A 17106-nucleotide genomic window follows, 5' to 3' on the forward strand; every position below is an offset into this window, starting at 1 on the left:
AGTTTTTCTGAGTAGCGCGATATATGTCCTGGATTTCTCTCACCCTGGAAACCGATGATTTGCATGCCGAAATTCTGAGCGATGCAATGCTTGAACTCGGTGCGTTATCAACGGACATCCACGATGCGGCTGCAGGGACTGAACGAGAGCAGCCATTATTTGACGAGCCCGGTGAGTTAGCCGGGGAAATCTGGTCCATGTCAGAACTTACCGCCTTATTCGAAGCGGATGCCGATATAGCGTCCATTGTGCAGGCTGCGGCGCAAGCGGCTCAGCTTCCCACCCCGCCTGCCTACCACCTGGCGCTTGTGGAAGAGCAGGATTGGGTACGGATAACGCAATCGCAATTCGATCCGATACAGATATCGTCACGCTTGTGGATCGTCCCCACCTGGCATCGGGCGCCCGATCCCGCCGCCATCAACCTGGCACTCGATCCCGGATTGGCCTTCGGCACAGGCAGTCATCCTACCACCCAGCTTTGCCTTGCCTGGCTTGACGAAAATCTGCAAGGAGGCGAAGATCTTCTTGATTACGGTTGTGGTTCCGGCATACTTGCTATTGCCGCGTCGAAGCTCGGCGCCCGCTACGTGGTGGGCGTGGACATAGATGCGCAGGCGGTTGCAGCCAGTCGCGAAAATGCATTGCTTAATCAATGTGACGAAACAGCAATTGAGTTTCATGCGGCGCATTTGGCGACTTGGGAAGATTCCGCACGTGAAGCCTGGGCGGATGTGGTTCTCGCCAATATTCTTGCCAATCCTTTGATCATGCTGGCCCCGATACTGACGCGCGCTGTCCGGCCGGGAGGCCATATAGTCCTTTCAGGCATACTCGTGGAGCAGGCGGAGGAAGTAAGGCATGCCTATCGAGAATGGTGCAATATGCATGTCGCCGACGTGCGGGAGGGCTGGGTATTGCTGACAGGGATCAGAACGTGAATTTGAATTTCTTGTAAAATAAGGGCCATGGCGCTTATTACCCGCTGCCCTAACTGTGCCACGGCTTTCCGTGTAACGCCACTGCAGTTGCAGGCGCACGGCGGGGATGTGCGTTGCGGACGCTGCGCGCATATATTCCATGGGTTTGCCACGCTGGCCACCATGAAGGGGCCGGAATCCGTTGATTTATCCCGGAAGACGGTTTCGGACCAAGCGGGAAGCCCGGAGATTCCTTCCGTAAGCAATTCGCCCCGAACGGCTTTAACTGATCGACAAGTCTCCTCCCAGGCGCCCGGTAATGAAACAGCGCAGACCGGAACCGTACCGGAGCGCCCCGCTCGGGTGCCAGCGCCGGAAGCGCCGGGTATAAAAGAACCGGCCTTGCAAGAACCGTACCCCGCCAGCATGCCGGAGAGCGAATCAGCGGAAAATTACTCCCAGAACGATTACGCAGATGACCATGCCCCCGATGTGGCACCGTCGCACAAGACTTCTCCCGCATGGGGTATGGGAAGTCTGTTTTTGCTTGTCGTGCTGGTCGCGCAGGCCATTTATTTTTATCGTGCCGAGCTTTCTGTCATCGCGCCCGCTACCCGACCCTATCTGGAACAATACTGCGAATTATTGGGATGTACAGTTCCGCTGCCACAGAATGCAGTGCTGAACGGTTCATCCAAAATGCCGGCCGCGATACGACATTTCAATGTCATTACACTTGATGCCGCTGTACGTAACGGCGCTTTTTATCTCCCAGGCATCTCCGTCGTTTGAATTTACGATTGCCGACCATACCCCGGGAATCGCACGCTCCAACCTGCCCAGTTGCCGGATGTAAGTTGAATGCAGCCGGTACCCATCTCATTTTATCTGGCGCAGGCTCATACGACCGGAATCAAAATCAAACGGCTCACATCATAACGGGATTGCACCGCATCAAATTATGGGCTGTGTTCGCAGTCCATTTGAATTAAAATTGAAACCCTGTCAAATCCGGCAACTGCCTTCAAGCAAAAATGAGCTCCGAGACGTTGATTGAAATCAAAGGCTTGAACTTCTCCTATGGAGAACGTTCCATCCTGAAGGGGATCGACATGACCATGTTGCGTGGCAAAGTCATCGCCATCATGGGCGGCAGCGGGAGCGGCAAGACTACGCTGTTGCGTCTGATCGGTGGTGCAGTGCGTCCATCCTCGGGCTACGTCAAGGTTGCGGGCAAGGTGGTGCATGAGCTAAAAAGGGATGAACTTTTCCAGATGCGCCGGAAAATGAGCATGTTATTCCAATTCGGCGCGCTGTTTACCGATCTGTCGGTATTCGACAATGTGGCTTTCCAGATGCGTGAACATACCGATTTGTCCGAATCCATGATTCGTGATCTGGTGCTGATGAAACTACAGGCTGTCGGTTTGCGTGGCGCGCATGATTTGATGCCTGCGCAACTTTCGGGAGGAATGGCGCGGCGGGTGGCATTGGCTCGCTCGATTGCACTTGACCCATTGCTTATCATGTATGACGAACCGTTTACCGGGCTCGATCCAATTTCACTGACCGTAATCGGCAATTTGGTCCGTCGCCTGACCGACGCACTCGGCATGACCTCCATTGTAGTCACGCACGATGTACAGGAGTCGTTAAAAATCGTGGATTATGTCTATTTCATAGCAGGAGGAGTCATCGTAGCACACGGTACACCCGCCGAAGTGCGCGGATCGGTAATGCCCTTTGTCCACCAGTTCGTGCATGGCGAAGAAGATGGGCCCGTTTCATTCCACTACCCGGCAGAGACTTACGCAAGCGATCTGAAACTGGAGGGTGGGTTTGCCTAAGCGCATCGTCATCGGCATCAGGGGTGTCGGTCACCGCGTGATAGACAGTGTTTGGCGGCTGGGCTATGCCAGCCGCTTTTTCCTGTTGACGCTGCTGAAGTCGGGTATCAGCTTTCGACGCTTCGGCCTGATTATCCGTGAGCTATATTTTACGGGTGTACTGTCACTGATCATTATTATTGTGTCAGGCCTTTTTGTCGGCATGGTGCTGGGTTTGCAGGGCTATGAGACGTTGCAGAGATTCGGCGCCGAATCGGCTGTAGGTACGATGGTTGCACTGTCGCTCGTCCGGGAGCTGGGTCCCGTGGTGGCGGCGCTATTGTTTGCCAGCCGTGCCGGCTCCGCCATTACCGCCGAAATCGGCTTGATGAAGGCTACCGATCAATTGGCGGCAATGGAAATGATGGCAGTGGACCCCATTGCGCGGGTGGTTGCTCCCCGGTTCTGGGCGGGTGTGATATCCATGCCGTTTCTGGCGGCGATGTTTTCGGTGGTTGGCGTGTTTGGCGGTTATTTGGTGGCGGTGGTACTTATCGGTGTGGACGAGGGTTCATTCTGGTCTCAGATGCAAAACGCGGTGGATTTCCGGTACGACATCGTCAACGGCGTCATCAAGACTTGTGTATTTGGTGTGGCAGTAACAGCAATCGCAGTGTTCGAGGGGTATGATGCATCGCCCACGGCTGAAGGAGTGTCCGGCGCGACCACGCGCACCGTGGTGACCTCTTCGCTGGCGATTCTGGGACTGGATTTTGTTTTGACCTCGGTCATGTTCAGGGGAATGAGCTGATGCAGCGAACAACAATGGATTTGTGGGTCGGAGTATTTGTCATGGCTGGAATCGGCGCATTGCTGATACTGGCTCTGAAGGTGGGAAACCTGGGTACCTACAGTACGGCGGAGACCTACACACTTATTGGAAATTTCGAGAATATCGGCGGTTTGAAGGTGAGGGCGCCAGTCAAAAGCGCTGGCGTGGTCGTGGGACGTATAGCGGATATTCAGTTTAACACCCAGACATTCGATGCCGCGGTAACCATGAATATCGACCGCCGTTATCAATTTCCCAAGGATACGTTCGCCAGCATTCTCACATCGGGGCTTCTAGGCGAGCAATACATTGGTCTGGCAGCGGGTGGCGACGAGACAGTGCTGAAGAATGGCGATAAAATCATGAAAACCAACTCCGCAATGGTTCTGGAAGAAATGATCGGACGATTCCTATTTGATAAGGCATCGGAAAATAAGGCATCTGAGGCCGATGACAGCGAAAATGGCGGCAAGAAATAGTCATATATTCACGGTGCAGCGGCTTATGATGCGGTTAAAATGAGCGGTTCAACTAAATTCTAGTGAGGAAATCATGAAAAAATACCTTGGTATCTTTGTATTGCTGGCGGTGTGGCTGCCTGCGCTGCCCGCATGGTCAATGGAAGCCACCAGTCCCGATAAGCTGGTGGATAACACCGCTCAGGAGGTGCTTACAATTGTCAGGCAGGACAAGAGCTTGCAAAGCAGTCACGCCAAGATTCTTGACCTGGTGGAGGCCAAGATACTGCCGCATTTCAATTTCACCCGCATGACGCGCCTGGCGATGGGCAAGAACTGGTCCAAGGCGACGCCTGACCAACAGCAGCAATTGGTGAAGGAGTTCCGTACCCTTCTGGTGCGCACCTATTCCAACGCACTGACCGATTATCGCGACCATACCATCAAGGTCGAGCCGCTCAAAACTGCGGCGGATGAAACCGATACCACAGTCAAGACGAAGGTGATGCAAGATCACGGTCAGCAGCCGGTTCCCATCGACTACAGCATGGAAAGAACCGGTGAGGGCTGGAAAGTGTACGACGTCACGGTCGCGGGGGTAAGTCTGGTAACCAATTACCGCAGCACTTTCAATAACCAGGTTCGCGATGGCGGCGTCGATAAATTACTCAAAACACTGGTGGATAAAAATCGCTCGCTGATAGCCGCGGATAAAAAGGCTGATGCGCAGTAATCGATAATCCTGAATCAGTCCGCTGATCTGCCTGCTTTTCACTCATTTTTCAGCTTGGCGCTATGATCCATGGAGATGTTTTGCACGTCGACGTTTTCCGTCAACTATCGGATGCGGCAGAATGGCTGAAGTAGTTCTGTCCGGCGACGGCAAACTGAGCGTCGAGGGATCCATCAACTTCAATAATGTGGCTACGGTGGTCGAGCAGGGCATTGCATTGTTCAATCATGATAATCTGGTAATCGATCTGGCGCGAGTGACTGAAGTGGACTCTTCAGCCGTCAGCATGTTGCTGGAATGGCAGCGCGAGGCTGGTCGCCGTAATCACCGGATGGGTTTCGCCAACATGCCGCAAAACCTGCGAGGCCTGGCTCAACTGTATGGTGTTTCCGAATTGATACTTCAGGCGTAAATCAAAAATCGGCTATGCGTGGGATGAAGTGCCAAAAACTGGCACTTCCCGGCCAGCGGCGGGCGGCTCGCATGGGGAATACCCAAAATCGCTACCCATGCCCGTTACGCACGCCTCCTCCGATATTCCTTATCCTGATTACATCCCAATGACGCCGGCAATTGAAGTCAAGCAGATACATAAGCGCTTCGGTGCATTGCAGGCTTTGGGCGGTATCGATCTTGAAATCGATACCGGCGAGTTTTTTGCGCTGCTTGGTCCCAACGGTGCGGGCAAGACCACGCTCATCAACATTATTGCGGGTCTGACTCTTGCCAGCAGCGGCAGCGCCAGGGTAATGGGGTACGATGTCGTTGCCGATTACCGGGAAGCGCGGCGCATGTTGGGCGTGGTGCCGCAGGAACTCGTATTTGATCCGTTTTTTACCGTCAGGGAAACGCTCGTTATTCAATCAGGTTATTATGGCCTGAAGAATAACAACTCCTGGATAGAGGAGATAATCCACCATCTGGATCTTACCGACAAAGCCGATGCCAACATGCGTACGTTGTCCGGTGGCATGAAGCGACGCGTGCTTGTGGCCCAGGCGCTGGTGCACAAGCCCCCGGTGATCATTCTGGACGAACCCACCGCCGGGGTGGATGTGGAATTGCGCCAGGCGCTTTGGCGTTTCATCAAACGGTTGAACCACGACGGCCACACCATCGTGCTTACAACCCATTATCTCGAGGAAGCAGAAGCTTTATGCAGCCGCGTAGCGATGCTCAAACATGGTAATATCGTCGCGCTCGACAGCATCAGGAATCTTGTTAATAGCGTTTCCGGATTTTTGGTGCGATTGCGGTTATCGCCCGATATATTGCCTTTATCGCTACAATCGTTAATGAGCAGCCATGAGGACGAATGCTACATCCTGGCGATCAGAGAGTATTCCCAGCTGGAAAGTGTAATGGCGGCGTTGCGCATGGCAGGGGCGCAAGTCCTGGAAATGCAGGTGTTGCAGCCTGATCTGGAAGAAGTATTCGTGAAAGTCATGGGCCATACCGAAAATCCGCAGCCAGTACGATGACAGGGTTCCTTACCCTGCTCCACAAGGAGTTGCTGCGCTTCTGGAAAGTCGGGTTGCAGACCGTATTGGCGCCGATGCTTTCGACGTTGCTCTATCTGCTGATTTTTTCTCATGTGCTGGAAGAACACGTGCAGGCCTATCCCGGTGTGGCATACGTCGTCTTTCTGGTTCCGGGTTTGGTGATGATGGCCATGTTGCAGAACGCTTTTGCCAACTCGTCATCCAGCTTGATTCAATCGAAGATCTCCGGCAATCTCGTCTTTGTCCTGTTATCGCCGCTTTCCTACCAGGAAATATTTTTGGCCTATGTGCTGGCATCGGTGATGCGCGGCCTGGCGGTGGGACTGGGGGTCTACCTGGTGACACTCGGATTTTTCGAAATACCGGTAAGCTCATTTCTATGGGTATTCGTGTTTGCCCTGATGGGCAGCGCGTTACTGGGCGCGCTAGGCATTATTGCCGGTATCTGGGCAGAAAAATTTGATCAGTTGGCCGCATTTCAGAATTTTGTCATTCTGCCTCTGACGTTTTTATCCGGAGTGTTCTACACAATCCACTCGTTACCTCCCTTCTGGCAGGGGTTGTCACACTTGAATCCGTTTTTTTACATGATCGATGGCTTCCGCTACGGTTTTTTCAGTGTGTCGGATATTTCACCCTATGTCAGCCTCGGGATTGTGTTGGCGTGCTTTCTGGCGGTATCATGGCTGACATTGGGGATGCTTAAGGCGGGCTATAAGATCCGCCATTAAGGGCATCATAAAAATCCATATTTTGTGACGATCCGCTTCACAGGTTTGATAAATACGCTTGTTTAGATAGCGCACAGTCTACGGATCGAAGACGAATCGCCAGAGTAGCAATTATTCGAAATCGGAATAATTGCTTGGCATTAAACCTAAATCATCCCGTCCAACTACCAGATTTAGATTGAAGAATCATTAATATAAAGGAAGAAAAAATGGTCACACCAGAAAGCATAAAAAATCATATTGAAGCCTCAATGCCATGCGAGCTGGTGCGTGTCGAAGGCGATGACGGCCGTCATTTCAGCGCCATCATCGTCAGCGCTGAATTCCGGGAAAAGAATATGGTGCAGCAACACCAGCTGGTCTACCGCGCACTGGGTGACAGGATGAAGCAGGAGATTCATGCCCTGTCCATGAAAACCCTCACCCCGGAACAGTGGGCGGAAAGCAATTAGACAGTATCGGGATCGTCAGTTATGCTGAAAAGCTATACGGAAATAGTCAAATGGCGCCAATTTTCTGTCAGGACCGGACGATGAAGGTTGAGAAGGCTAGACATATGACCGCCTACCTTCATCGGCAGCGTGTTATTCCTCACTCCTGGCTCCCGTTCTTCTCGATAAACTCCCCAATCTGACTGACTGAATATGCGATCAATCCCATGCGCGTTGCCTCGTCGGACTTGAACGTGGGATTATCCACCAACTCCAGACCATGGTAGGCTTTGCCGCCCTCAAGTTCCGCCAACAGCTTACCCATGGGGGTCTTGAAACGGGCGGTGTACTTCAAGACCGCCCGCCCCGCCCCGAAACCAATCAGTGTACGCAGAGCCCGGTTTCCCGGATCAAATTCATGTACGTTCACCTCAAGAATCATTTGGGGGGCCGCGTCGACCAGCGCATACCCTATGGATTGCAGCCTGCCTCTGAGCCGGCCTGCAAACATGGGCAGGCCGTTTTTGGAATAGGCGGTGTTGACGGAATCGGTTACGATCAACTCTATTTTCTGGAATCCCTTCAAATTCACAGGATCCATGGAGGGTCGCGTGACTTGCGGTGTAACGCAGCCGGACAGCAATAACGCTACGCTAAAAATGAAGACTTCTTTTACGGTCACAAGGAAAAGGAAAAGGGTCGCGAGCTCGTTTCGCCGCTGTTAATTTTATGACATCAATAATCGGGCCCGATATGCGACTTCCCGTTCCCGATTACTTGACTATTATGCAACCGCTACCATCGCCCCCCGCATTTTCTCCATTGCCTTGGCTTCGATCTGGCGTATCCGCTCGGCAGATACGCCCAATTCACCGGCAAGATCATGCAGCGTTGCGCTATCGTTTTCACGCAGCCAGCGCGCCTCGATGATGTGCCGGCTACGTGCATCCAGGCTTGCCAGCGCCCGCTCCAGCCCTTCCCCACGCAAACGCCTGGTTTGTTCGGCCTCCAGCAATTGTGGCGGTTCCGAGCCATCGGTAAGATAAGCGACGGGACTGAATGTATCGTCATCGTCTTCAGATAGTGGTTCCAGCGAGATATCGCGCCCGTTGAAACGGGTTTCCATTTCTACCACTTCCTCGGCCTTGACGCCTAACTGTTTGGCCATGGTGTTAACTTCCGCAGGATTCATGGTATCCAGAACCGGCTTCATGCTGCGCAGGTTAAAGAACAATTTCCGCTGTGCCTTCGTTGTGGCGATTTTTACCAGTCGCCAGTTGCGCAGTATGAATTCGTGAATTTCCGCCTTGATCCAGTGCACCGCGAACGATACCAGCCGTACGCCACGCTCAGGGTCATAGCGTTTGACCGCTTTCATGAGACCGATGTTGCCCTCCTGGATCAGATCCGCCTGGGGCAGACCGTAGCCTTTGTAACCGCGAGCAATGGCAACCACCACGCGCAAGTGCGATAAAACCAATTGACGGGCCGCGTCTATATTGTCCTCATCTCTCAGGGATCGTGCCAGACGGATTTCTTCTTCCTGAGAAAGAATGCGAAAGCGATTAACAGATTGAATGTAACTTTCAATGCTGCCGCCAGCGGAAGGTATGGCTAAAGCGAAAGTCATATGTTCTCCTTGAATTCTGCAAAAAGTAACCTTTCCCAATCAGAAAGTCAACCGCGTGAAAAGTTCCCTGGGGGAAGCGGCTAACTTTATGAATTAACTTGGTTCTATCTGCCACAGATGGTTTGCCACCGACAGCCACGCCCCCGCCCAGCCCAGGCATGTCGAAAGTAGCAGCAGCGTCAGGCTGTCCTCCGGTGAAAGATGATAGAGAGGAAAATCCACCACATAGAGCTGCGTCAAATTCCTTAGCTCATCGTCTATCAGGTGGATTCCCAGAGAGATGATGAGCCACGCCGCCGCCCCCCCAGCCATTCCCTGGATAGCCCCGAAGTACAGAAAAGGACGGCGGATGAAACCGTTGGTAGCTCCGATCAATTTCGATACCTCTATTTCATCCCGCTTAGTGAGAATCTGTAGGCGTATGGTATTGAAAGTCACGGCCACCAAGGCGAAACTCAGCAAGGCAGCGAGCATCAGCACCGCCAGCCGGCCCAGATTGATCAGTGCGTCCAGCCGCTTTGCCCATGCCGAATCCAGTTGCACGTGTTCGATCCGGGGCCATTTCTGCAGCTCTGCACGAAGTTCTTCCAGCGCCGCGGGCGCGAGACTCCCGGCATTAATCACGAAAGCGTCGGGTAGGGGGTTTCGTTCAAGACCATCCACGAGATCCGCCAATCCATTATTTTGCTTGAGCTGCTCCAGAGCACTCTCTCTGGGAATAAACTCGAAGCTCGCCACCTGCGGATGCTCCTTAAGGCGGGCTTCAATCTGTGCCACCTCGTCGCCGTCCGTATTCAGCTCAAGAAACAGGCTCAGTTGCGGTGCACCTGAAACCTGCGTGGAGAACGCCTGAAGATTTCCCAGCAGCATGTAAATTCCTGCTGGCAGGCTGAAGGCAATCCCGATCACGATAATGCTGAGCAGGTTCCCGATGGGCGCGCCAATCAGCCGTTTAAGCGCCAGTACGAAAGCATACCAGTGATGAGCAAACCATACGCTCATACCGTCAATTCACCATGATTGAGCGTGAAAATACGCAGCGGCATGTCGCCCAGCAAATTCACATCGTGGGTGGCAATCAGGACAGTCACGCCCACTTGATGAAATGACTTAAACATCGCCATGATGTCTCTTGCATAATCAGCGTCAAGGTTGCTGGTCGGTTCATCGGCGATCAGTATGGAAGGCCGGTTTACGATTGCGCGAGCGATGCAAAGGCGTTGCTGCTCACCTCCGGAGAGCGTGATGGGCCGCGTTTTTTCCCTGTCCAGCAATCCTACCTTATCGAGCGCCGCGCGCACCCGCCCGGTTGCCGCCCTGGAATCAAAACCACTGATCTGCAGTGGCAGCAGCACATTATCGAATACGGTGCGGTCAAACAGGATTTTTTGATCCTGAAAAACCAGCCCGAGATTACGTCTCAAAAACGGGATCGCGCCGCTCTTGAGCGCGCTGATATTCTGGCCGTTGACAACAATACTGCCTGAAGTAGGGCGCTCGATGGCGGCAATGAGTCTCAGCAGCGTACTTTTGCCCGCACCCGAATGGCCGGTAATCAACGCCATCTCGCCTGCCTCGAGCGTAAACCCGATATTTCTGAGCGCATTGAAACCATTGGGATAGCGCTTACAGACCTGATTGAAGCTGATCATGGAAAGGTCTTCGCCGCAAAGGGTTTATTTTAACCCGTCAAGCGTGCCTGCGTCCCATGAGGATTGAAACCCGTGGTACCGGATTATTCTATCCTCAGTCAAACAGCGCCTCGACAAATTCACGCGCGTCGAACGGTCTCAAATCATCCATGCCTTCGCCTACGCCTATAAAGCGTATTGGCAGTGGCTGTTTTTGCCGGCGTTGTCTGGCGATGGCGGCAATCACCCCCCCCTTGGCGGTACCGTCAAGCTTGGTAATGATGAGGCCGGTAAGACCCAGCGCGTCATCGAAGGCTTGCACCTGGTTGACCGCGTTCTGCCCCGTATTGGCGTCGAGCACCAACAGTACCTCGTGAGGCGCATCCGGTTCGGCTTTGGCGATTACACGCTTCACCTTCTTGATTTCTTCCATCAGGTGCAGTTGGGTGGAGAGCCGTCCGGCAGTGTCCGCCAGTACAATGTCTATACCGCGTGCCTTGGCGGCGCTTACTGCATCGAATATCACTGCCGCGGGATCTCCTTTTTGTTGACCGCCGGTCTCCTGTGCGATCACGGCGACGTTGTTACGCTCACCCCAGGCCATGAGTTGTTCACGCGCGGCGGCGCGAAAGGTGTCGCCCGCAGCAAGCAGCACGGTTTTCCCTTGTGACTGAAAATGATGAGCGAGCTTGCCGATCGAGGTGGTTTTACCTGCCCCATTCACGCCTGTCAGCATAATGATAAAGGGTTTGTTTGTGTCCGTATCAAGCGGCTGCGCCAGTGGCGCGAGCAGGTTGATGAGTGCTTGCTGCAACGCACCCTTGAGTTGTGCCGCATCAGTCAGGCCATCGCGTTTGACCTGTCTCCGCAGTTCGTCAAGCAGCCAGGTGGTGGCGTTTACGCCGGTATCGGCTGTCAGCAATATGGTTTCCAGTTCTTCATAGAGGGCTTCATCGATTTTGCCCCCGCCTAATAACCCGGATAGCTGTTTGCCCAGATTATCCCGGGTGCGGGAAAGGCCCTGCCGAACCCTGGTCGCCCAGCTCGCGGGCTGCACGTCCGCGGGCACGGCGCTATTTTTGGATTTGAAGAAACTTGGCATTCTGTTAGGCTGTCTACATTTGTCGAAATACGTGGGCGAAAGCTTGCGAGCAGACTATCATCCCGGAATTTTATTCCGTTTACCCGGATTTAGGTTATTAAAAAATGAGAGTTTATTGTCGTGCCACCGTTCCTTCTTCTATTTCGCGGCCTGTCGCAAAAATGGTGGCGCTACTGGTGCTACTCCTGGTTTCTTCGGGAGCGTCCGCCACTACGCATGAGTTCACCCTCGCCAACGGGCTCAAGTTGATCGTCAAAGAAGACCATCGCTCTCCCGTGGTCATTTCACAGATCTGGTACAAGGCGGGCAGCATAGATGAGTTGAATGGAACTACAGGGGTGGCCCATGTATTGGAACATATGATGTTCAAGGGGACCCATAAAGTTCCCGGCGGTGAATTTTCCCGGCGTATCGCAGCGGCGGGCGGTCGCGAAAATGCATTCACCAGCCGCGACTACACTGCTTATTTCCAGCAATTGCAAAAATCCAGGCTACCGCTCGCCATGGAACTGGAGTCCGATCGGATGCGAAATCTGGTGCTGACCGAAGGCGAATTTACCAAAGAAATCAAGGTGGTGATGGAGGAGCGGCGCCTGCGTACCGATGACCAGCCGCGTGCGCTGGTGCACGAAAAAATGACTGCCATGTCTTTTCAGTCGCATCCAAATCGGCATCCCGTCATAGGCTGGATGAACGATCTGGAAAACATGAATGTCCAGGACGCCAAGGAATGGTATGACCGCTGGTACGCACCCAATAATGCCGTGCTGGTGGTGGTGGGTGACGTAAACCCCAAAGATGTGTTCGTTCTGGCGCAAAAATACTATGGTCCCATACAGTCCCGCCTGCTGTTGCCCTTGGACAAACGCAAGCCGCAGGTTGAACCGGCGCAGATCGGCATCAAGCGGCTTACGGTAAAAGCGCCGGCGCGGCTGCCCTATCTCGCGATGGGGTATCATGCGCCGGTAATTCGCAATCCCGGCACGGATTGGGAACCGTATGCGCTGGAAATGCTTGCCGGGGTGCTGGATGGCAACGAATCCGCGCGCCTCAATAAGGCGCTGGTGCGCGAGCAGCGCATCGCCAGCTCGGCAGGCGCAGGTTACGACTCCACCGCGCGCGGCCCGGGCATGTTTTATCTCGATGGCACGCCTAGCGAAGGAAGAACGGCGGCTGATCTGGAAGCTGCGCTACGTGCCGAAGTGGAAAAACTCGTGCGCGAGGGGGTAACCGAAGAAGAGCTTGCGCGAGTCAAGGCCCAAGTCGTGGCTGGTCATGTCTTTCAGCTTGACTCGATGTTTTATCAAGCGATGCAGATCGGCCAGCTGGAAAGTATCGGAATGTCCCACCGTGATGTGGATACGATGTTGAAGAAACTGCAAGCTGTTACCGCCGAACAGGTGCGCGAGGTGGCAAAAAAATATTTGAAGGATGACGGTCTGACAGTTGCCGTACTCGACCCTCAGCCACTGGAACAGAAGACCCCTTTTGCCGCGCCTGGCGGGTTGCGTCACTGAGCGGGATGACTGCGGTCCGTCACAAATTACTGCTGATCAGCAACGACGCTGATCAGTTATCGAGTTAGAAGTCATTCAGAATTATCCGGAGAGTTTTTGATGCAAGTAGCACGTTGCGTATTTATTCTGTTTTTGGGCGCCTGCTCCCAATGGGCATCGGCCACGCTACCGATTCAGCACTGGCGGGCAGTTTCCGGCGCACAGGTATATTTTGTGGAAAGCCGCGATTTGCCGATACTCGATGTCAGTGTGGATTTCAGCGCGGGTAGCAGCACCGACACGCCGGATAAATCCGGACGCGCCGGACTCGCACTGTATCTGCTGAGTCTTGGCGCGGGCGGGTTGTCCGAAGATCAGATTGCCAAAGCGATAGCGGACGTCGGCGCCCAGCTGGGCGCTCATTTCGATCAGGACCGCGCGGGCGTTACGCTGCGCACGTTGAGCAGCGCGCGGGAACGAAAGCAAGCGCTTGATATACTCGGCCGTGTCATACAACACCCCGAATTTGTTGTAACCGTACTGGAGCGAGAGCAGGCACGGATAATCGCCGGGCTGAAGGAAGCCGACACCAAGCCAGACATCATCGCTGACCGCGCGCTGATGAAGATGCTCTACGGCAATCATCCTTACGGATTGCGAGGCTCGGGCGAGATTGAGACAGTGGGCGCACTGCGACGCGCCGATCTGATGGATTTTTACCGGTCTCGTTATTCGGCGCCGGGTGCTGTCGTATCCATCATGGGTGACGTGAGCCGTGCGGAAGCGGCCGCTATCGCTGAATCGCTCACGAACGAACTGCCGCAAGGCAAGCCTGCGGATGGGGTGCCGATGGTGACAGATCCGGTTCCTGAGACCAAAAGAATTGCGCATCCTGCAACACAAAGTCATATTCTGCTTGCTTATCCGGGACTGCGCCGTGACGATCCTGATTATTTTCCGCTCCTCGTCGGCAATTATGTGCTGGGGGGGGGCGGATTTACTTCGCGTCTGATGGAAGAGATCCGGCAGAAGCGTGGACTGGCCTACAGCGTTCATAGCCATTTTTCACCACTCCGTGAGAACGGGCCCTTCGAAATCAGCTTACAAACCAGAAAGGAGCAGTCAGAAGAGGCATTGATACTGACGCGAAAAGTTCTGGCGGACTTTGTGTCGGGTGGTCCCACAGCAAAAGAGCTCGCAGAAGCCAAGCAGAATATTATCGGCAGTTTTCCATTGCGCCTAGACAGCAACAGGAAAATTCTCGGATATCTCGCCGTGATCGGTTTTTACAATCTGCCTCTTACCTATCTGGATGACTACCTGAAGGCGGTGGGGAATGTGACAGTCGCCCAGGTCAAGGAAGCATTTCAGCGCCGTATCAAACCCGAAGGGATGGTGAGCGTTGTGGTGGGGGCACTGGAAAAGAAATAGAAAAATTATTTTATTTTCACTTCCTTACCAAATGCCTGCCTGAATGAGAAACAAAGTCCGCATCATAGGCGGGGAATGGCGCAGCCGTATTATTACTTTTCCTGGTGGCGCGGATTTGCGCCCCACCCCCGATCGCATACGCGAGACGGTGTTCAACTGGCTGGGACAGGATCTGAGCGGCAAGGCCTGTCTTGACCTGTTTGCGGGCAGCGGAGCCATGGGCTTTGAAGCTGCATCCCGGGGAGCGGCGCAGGTACTCATGGTGGAACTCGACCCTGAAGTATTGAAGGTGCTGAAAGCCAACTCGCAAAAACTGGGAGCCATGCAAATCCAATTGATGTCAATGGATGCGTTAAAATTCATGGAATCCGATCGACGGCGGTTTGATGTGATTTTTCTTGATCCCCCTTATCGGCTGGGCCTGCTGCCCAAACTGCTGCCTCTGCTTCCCTCACACCTTACGGAAGATGGACTGGTTTATGTAGAAGACGATAAGTTTTTGGGGTCAGGGGTGGACTGGTTGGTTTGGCGCAAGGGACAAGCAGGTAAAGTATATTATCAACTATTGAAATCCGCAAAAAATGGATAAAGCGATATACCCTGGCACATTCGATCCTATCACGCGCGGGCACGAGGATTTGGTCCGGCGCGCATCGGGGTTATTCGACCGGGTGGTGGTTGCGGTGGCTACAAGCAGTGGCAAGAAGCCGTTTTTTACCCAGGATGAGCGAGTGCGGATGGGAAGTCAGGTGCTGGCCGATTGCCCCAATGTCGAGGTAATGGCTTTTTCCGGTCTTTTGATGGAATTTTCGCAACAACAGAACGCGAGGGTCATTTTGCGTGGTTTGCGCGCAGTATCCGATTTTGAATACGAATTTCAGATGGCCGGGATGAACCGTAGCATAAATCCCGGGATTGAAACCGTATTCATGACTCCATCGGAACAATACATGTTTATTTCCGCAACGATCGTGCGGGAAATTGCGCTACTGGGCGGGAACGTGGACAAATTTGTGCACCCGCTGGTCGCCGCGCAGCTACGGATGAAAATTGAACTGTAATATCTGTAATATCTGTAATATTTGAGGTTGATATGGCCTTAATGATCACTGATGAATGCATCAACTGCGATGTATGCGAACCGGAGTGTCCCAACGACGCCATTTCTCAGGGCGAGGAAATCTATGTAATAGCCGCCGACCTTTGCACCGAATGCATAGGGCATCATGAAGTTTCACAATGTGTGGAAGTATGTCCGGTGGACTGCATCATCCTTAATCCGGATATTGTTGAGACCGAAGCGCAACTACACGAAAAGTATCTTGCCTTGGGCAACGTCTGAGCAAGTATTCCGGGCAGCGCCCGGCCAACAAAATGGGAGGTCACTCCGGCTTCCCTTGCCGGATAGCAAGCTCCTCGGGGATAGCATAGCGTCGTGGTCCAAAGATTGCCGTACCGATGCGGACCATGGTTGCGCCTTCTTCGATGGCAATATCCAGGTCTTCCGACATACCCATCGAGATGGTGTCAAGATCATAGCCGGCCTGCTTAAGCCGATCATACGTTTCTTTCAGCATGCGGAACTGGCTGCGCTGCAGAGCGGTGGCTTGGGTAAGCTCGGGAATGGCCATGACTCCCCGTAGCTTCAGGCGGGGCAGCTCCACGATATACGCCGCCAGATCGGCGGCCTCATCGGGCGCCACACCGCTCTTGCTGTCCTCTCCGCTCACGTTTACCTGCACGCATACCTGAAGGGGAGGCAATGATTCGGGTCTATCCTTCGATAAACGGCCGGCAATTTTTTTCCGGTCTATGCTATGTACCCAGGCAAAATTTTCTGCGATGCGTTTTGTTTTATTGCTCTGTATGGGGCCGATAAAATGCCACTCGATGGGCAGATCTGCGAGCGCCGGAATCTTCCCCAGCGCCTCCTGAAGATAATTTTCTCCGAAAATCGTCTGTCCGGCGACAAAGGCTTCACGCAGGCACTCGACAGGATTGGTTTTGCTTGCAGCTAAAAGCGTAATGGCTTCGGGTTGCCGGCCCGCTTTGTCCGCGATCTCGCTTATGCGGGCTTTTACCTTCTGCAAGCCCGAGGCAATAGTTGTGGTATTGGGTTCCATTTTTTACCTTTTATGATGTTTCCATGTCATTTCAGTGGGATGAGGGAAGCAAAGCGCAGCCTGTCATTTGGCAAGTCTTGTTCCTTACAACCCGCCGTCGCTCTCAACTCAGTGCTTTTGGTCCAGTCCAGCATGAGGAATAGCCCCGGTCCGCGAGGAAATAGAGCCCGGTGCTTGTCGTGGGTCATGGTTGGATGTGTATCGTATTATGTATGTCCGGGTTTGATGGGTTATGTTACGTCTTATCCATTCTACATAAG

Annotated in this window: 21 protein-coding genes; 15 read left to right on the top strand and 6 right to left on the bottom strand. The window is 53.5% G+C overall.

The genetic code is table 11. From position 1 onward, the window contains the following. The first annotated feature begins 23 nt into the window (after positions 1–23). The 10 genes from prmA (at position 24) to EBAPG3_RS02750 (ending at position 7454) form a co-directional block, all read left to right on the top strand. The gene (prmA, locus tag EBAPG3_RS02705; RefSeq protein WP_004175916.1) at positions 24–941 is read left to right on the top strand and encodes a 50S ribosomal protein L11 methyltransferase; all 918 of its coding nucleotides are present in this window, start codon (positions 24–26) and stop codon (positions 939–941) included. A gap of 27 nt (positions 942–968) precedes the next feature. Next, the gene (locus tag EBAPG3_RS14895) at positions 969–1712 is read left to right on the top strand and encodes a DUF3426 domain-containing protein (protein ID WP_004175915.1); all 744 of its coding nucleotides are present in this window, start codon (positions 969–971) and stop codon (positions 1710–1712) included. A gap of 242 nt (positions 1713–1954) precedes the next feature. Beyond that, a complete protein-coding gene (locus tag EBAPG3_RS02715) occupies positions 1955–2767 on the top strand; it encodes an ABC transporter ATP-binding protein (protein WP_040851613.1) in 813 nt (270 codons plus the stop codon). After that, entirely contained in the window at positions 2760–3557 is a 798-nt protein-coding gene (gene mlaE, locus EBAPG3_RS02720) for a lipid asymmetry maintenance ABC transporter permease subunit MlaE (protein WP_004175911.1), read from the top strand. The genes EBAPG3_RS02715 and mlaE overlap by 8 nt, the downstream gene beginning before the upstream one ends. Further along, positions 3557–4057: an outer membrane lipid asymmetry maintenance protein MlaD gene (gene mlaD / locus EBAPG3_RS02725; RefSeq protein WP_004175910.1), complete on the top strand. Its 501-nt coding sequence runs from the start codon at positions 3557–3559 to the stop codon at positions 4055–4057. The genes mlaE and mlaD overlap by 1 nt, the downstream gene beginning before the upstream one ends. A 73-nt stretch (positions 4058–4130) precedes the next feature. Then, on the top strand, positions 4131–4769 hold the full coding sequence (locus EBAPG3_RS02730) for an MlaC/ttg2D family ABC transporter substrate-binding protein (RefSeq protein ID WP_040851611.1): 639 nt from the start codon (positions 4131–4133) through the stop codon (positions 4767–4769). 121 nt (positions 4770–4890) lie between these two features. Beyond that, positions 4891–5181 carry an STAS domain-containing protein gene (locus tag EBAPG3_RS02735; RefSeq protein ID WP_004175908.1) on the top strand — a complete coding sequence of 97 codons (291 nt, stop codon included), beginning with the start codon at positions 4891–4893 and terminating at the stop codon, positions 5179–5181. A gap of 148 nt (positions 5182–5329) precedes the next feature. Continuing rightward, on the top strand, positions 5330–6250 hold the full coding sequence (locus tag EBAPG3_RS02740; protein ID WP_040851656.1) for an ABC transporter ATP-binding protein: 921 nt from the start codon (positions 5330–5332) through the stop codon (positions 6248–6250). Then, on the top strand, positions 6247–7002 hold the full coding sequence (locus EBAPG3_RS02745) for an ABC transporter permease (protein ID WP_004175906.1): 756 nt from the start codon (positions 6247–6249) through the stop codon (positions 7000–7002). Before EBAPG3_RS02740 ends, EBAPG3_RS02745 begins: the two co-directional genes overlap by 4 nt. Before the next feature lie 209 nt (positions 7003–7211). Then, positions 7212–7454 carry a BolA family protein gene (locus EBAPG3_RS02750; RefSeq protein WP_004175904.1) on the top strand — a complete coding sequence of 81 codons (243 nt, stop codon included), beginning with the start codon at positions 7212–7214 and terminating at the stop codon, positions 7452–7454. A gap of 139 nt (positions 7455–7593) precedes the next feature. Here EBAPG3_RS02750 and EBAPG3_RS02755 read toward each other — a convergent pair whose 3' ends face one another. From EBAPG3_RS02755 to ftsY, 5 genes are all read right to left on the bottom strand, one after another. Beyond that, positions 7594–8034: a DUF4410 domain-containing protein gene (locus tag EBAPG3_RS02755; protein WP_004175902.1), complete on the bottom strand. Its 441-nt coding sequence runs from the start codon at positions 8032–8034 to the stop codon at positions 7594–7596. Positions 8035–8217: 183 nt separating this feature from the next. Further along, positions 8218–9063, bottom strand: a complete 846-nt coding sequence (gene rpoH, locus EBAPG3_RS02760; RefSeq protein WP_004175901.1) for an RNA polymerase sigma factor RpoH — start codon at positions 9061–9063, stop codon at positions 8218–8220. Positions 9064–9156: 93 nt separating this feature from the next. Beyond that, on the bottom strand, positions 9157–10065 hold the full coding sequence (gene ftsX / locus EBAPG3_RS02765) for a permease-like cell division protein FtsX (RefSeq protein ID WP_004175899.1): 909 nt from the start codon (positions 10063–10065) through the stop codon (positions 9157–9159). Next, a complete protein-coding gene (gene ftsE, locus EBAPG3_RS02770; RefSeq protein WP_004175898.1) occupies positions 10062–10715 on the bottom strand; it encodes a cell division ATP-binding protein FtsE in 654 nt (217 codons plus the stop codon). Before ftsE ends, ftsX begins: the two co-directional genes overlap by 4 nt. A 94-nt stretch (positions 10716–10809) precedes the next feature. Then, on the bottom strand, positions 10810–11796 hold the full coding sequence (gene ftsY, locus EBAPG3_RS02775; RefSeq protein ID WP_004175897.1) for a signal recognition particle-docking protein FtsY: 987 nt from the start codon (positions 11794–11796) through the stop codon (positions 10810–10812). 161 nt (positions 11797–11957) lie between these two features. Here ftsY and EBAPG3_RS02780 point away from each other — a divergent pair, with 161 nt between their 5' ends. From EBAPG3_RS02780 to EBAPG3_RS02800, 5 genes are all read left to right on the top strand, one after another. Next, positions 11958–13313, top strand: coding sequence for a M16 family metallopeptidase (locus EBAPG3_RS02780; protein WP_004175896.1), 1356 nt, complete (start codon positions 11958–11960; stop codon positions 13311–13313). Positions 13314–13412: 99 nt separating this feature from the next. Next, positions 13413–14723 carry a M16 family metallopeptidase gene (locus EBAPG3_RS02785; protein ID WP_004175895.1) on the top strand — a complete coding sequence of 437 codons (1311 nt, stop codon included), beginning with the start codon at positions 13413–13415 and terminating at the stop codon, positions 14721–14723. A gap of 43 nt (positions 14724–14766) precedes the next feature. Beyond that, positions 14767–15312: a 16S rRNA (guanine(966)-N(2))-methyltransferase RsmD gene (gene rsmD / locus EBAPG3_RS02790; protein WP_004175894.1), complete on the top strand. Its 546-nt coding sequence runs from the start codon at positions 14767–14769 to the stop codon at positions 15310–15312. After that, positions 15305–15784 (top strand): pantetheine-phosphate adenylyltransferase, encoded by a 480-nt coding sequence (coaD, locus tag EBAPG3_RS02795; RefSeq protein ID WP_004175892.1) that lies wholly within the window; start codon positions 15305–15307, stop codon positions 15782–15784. The genes rsmD and coaD overlap by 8 nt, the downstream gene beginning before the upstream one ends. Positions 15785–15816: 32 nt before the next feature. After that, positions 15817–16065 carry a YfhL family 4Fe-4S dicluster ferredoxin gene (locus EBAPG3_RS02800; protein ID WP_040851605.1) on the top strand — a complete coding sequence of 83 codons (249 nt, stop codon included), beginning with the start codon at positions 15817–15819 and terminating at the stop codon, positions 16063–16065. Positions 16066–16105: 40 nt separating this feature from the next. Here the strand turns inward: EBAPG3_RS02800 and EBAPG3_RS02805 are convergent, their stop codons facing one another. Beyond that, positions 16106–16846: a YggS family pyridoxal phosphate-dependent enzyme gene (locus EBAPG3_RS02805; protein WP_004175886.1), complete on the bottom strand. Its 741-nt coding sequence runs from the start codon at positions 16844–16846 to the stop codon at positions 16106–16108. Positions 16847–17106 lie beyond the last annotated feature (260 nt).

It is taken from the genome of Nitrosospira lacus, assembly GCF_000355765.4.
GTDB lineage: Bacteria > Pseudomonadota > Gammaproteobacteria > Burkholderiales > Nitrosomonadaceae > Nitrosospira > Nitrosospira lacus.

Bases quoted from the DNA above. Each gene is read 5' to 3' on its own strand.
- prmA (WP_004175916.1), top strand. From the start codon at position 24: ATGTCCTGGATTTCTCTCACCCTGGAAACCGATGATTTGCATGCCGAA.
- EBAPG3_RS14895 (WP_004175915.1), top strand. From the start codon at position 969: ATGGCGCTTATTACCCGCTGCCCTAACTGTGCCACGGCTTTCCGTGTA.
- EBAPG3_RS02715 (WP_040851613.1), top strand. From the start codon at position 1,955: ATGAGCTCCGAGACGTTGATTGAAATCAAAGGCTTGAACTTCTCCTAT.
- mlaD (WP_004175910.1), top strand. From the start codon at position 3,557: ATGCAGCGAACAACAATGGATTTGTGGGTCGGAGTATTTGTCATGGCT.
- EBAPG3_RS02730 (WP_040851611.1), top strand. From the start codon at position 4,131: ATGAAAAAATACCTTGGTATCTTTGTATTGCTGGCGGTGTGGCTGCCT.
- EBAPG3_RS02735 (WP_004175908.1), top strand. From the start codon at position 4,891: ATGGCTGAAGTAGTTCTGTCCGGCGACGGCAAACTGAGCGTCGAGGGA.
- EBAPG3_RS02740 (WP_040851656.1), top strand. From the start codon at position 5,330: ATGACGCCGGCAATTGAAGTCAAGCAGATACATAAGCGCTTCGGTGCA.
- EBAPG3_RS02745 (WP_004175906.1), top strand. From the start codon at position 6,247: ATGACAGGGTTCCTTACCCTGCTCCACAAGGAGTTGCTGCGCTTCTGG.
- EBAPG3_RS02750 (WP_004175904.1), top strand. From the start codon at position 7,212: ATGGTCACACCAGAAAGCATAAAAAATCATATTGAAGCCTCAATGCCA.
- EBAPG3_RS02755 (WP_004175902.1), bottom strand. From the start codon at position 8,034: ATGGATCCTGTGAATTTGAAGGGATTCCAGAAAATAGAGTTGATCGTA.
- rpoH (WP_004175901.1), bottom strand. From the start codon at position 9,063: ATGACTTTCGCTTTAGCCATACCTTCCGCTGGCGGCAGCATTGAAAGT.
- ftsX (WP_004175899.1), bottom strand. From the start codon at position 10,065: ATGAGCGTATGGTTTGCTCATCACTGGTATGCTTTCGTACTGGCGCTT.
- ftsE (WP_004175898.1), bottom strand. From the start codon at position 10,715: ATGATCAGCTTCAATCAGGTCTGTAAGCGCTATCCCAATGGTTTCAAT.
- ftsY (WP_004175897.1), bottom strand. From the start codon at position 11,796: ATGCCAAGTTTCTTCAAATCCAAAAATAGCGCCGTGCCCGCGGACGTG.
- EBAPG3_RS02780 (WP_004175896.1), top strand. From the start codon at position 11,958: ATGGTGGCGCTACTGGTGCTACTCCTGGTTTCTTCGGGAGCGTCCGCC.
- EBAPG3_RS02785 (WP_004175895.1), top strand. From the start codon at position 13,413: ATGCAAGTAGCACGTTGCGTATTTATTCTGTTTTTGGGCGCCTGCTCC.
- rsmD (WP_004175894.1), top strand. From the start codon at position 14,767: ATGAGAAACAAAGTCCGCATCATAGGCGGGGAATGGCGCAGCCGTATT.
- coaD (WP_004175892.1), top strand. From the start codon at position 15,305: ATGGATAAAGCGATATACCCTGGCACATTCGATCCTATCACGCGCGGG.
- EBAPG3_RS02800 (WP_040851605.1), top strand. From the start codon at position 15,817: ATGGCCTTAATGATCACTGATGAATGCATCAACTGCGATGTATGCGAA.
- EBAPG3_RS02805 (WP_004175886.1), bottom strand. From the start codon at position 16,846: ATGGAACCCAATACCACAACTATTGCCTCGGGCTTGCAGAAGGTAAAA.